The sequence below is a fragment of the Lactiplantibacillus sp. 30.2.29 genome, assembly GCF_018991255.1.
Classification (GTDB): domain Bacteria; phylum Bacillota; class Bacilli; order Lactobacillales; family Lactobacillaceae; genus Lactiplantibacillus; species Lactiplantibacillus pentosus.
In genome coordinates, this window is sequence record NZ_JAGYGU010000129.1 from 1 (window position 1) to 441 (window position 441).

A 441-nucleotide genomic window follows, 5' to 3' on the forward strand; every position below is an offset into this window, starting at 1 on the left:
GAGTCGCCTGACAATTGTTAAACGGCTCCATGGTTGCGACAGTCAGTCCATGACTCAAGCCGTACTTGAACTAGCTAGTCAACTTCAAGACAAGCTCAAGACGCTTACCGTAGATCATGGTAAAGAGTTCGCTAACTATCAGACAATTGAACGGCGAACTGGTACACAGGTTTATTTTGCCCATGCCTATTCACCGCATGAAAGAGGCAGTAATGAGAACCGTAACCGAGTTTTGCGGCGCTTTATTCCCAAAGGCCAAGCCATTGAAGAACTAAGTGATCACCAATTGGTTCAAATTAATTGGTATTTGAATTCACGGCCACTTAAATGTCTTAATTGGCATACACCAATCGAGATCTTCTTGCTTAATTTACGTCATTAAATTCGTTCAAGTTATTTCTTGCAATCTGCCTTTTATTAAGCTTCTATCACCAATCTGCC

Annotated in this window: 1 protein-coding gene; it reads left to right on the forward strand. The window is 41.7% G+C overall.

Annotation, left to right across the window (positions count from 1 at the left end; genetic code table 11):
- On the forward strand, positions 1-382 hold a 382-nt coding region (locus KGF65_RS16875; protein ID WP_216788276.1), incomplete at its 5' end, for an IS30 family transposase.
- Positions 383-441 lie beyond the last annotated feature (59 nt).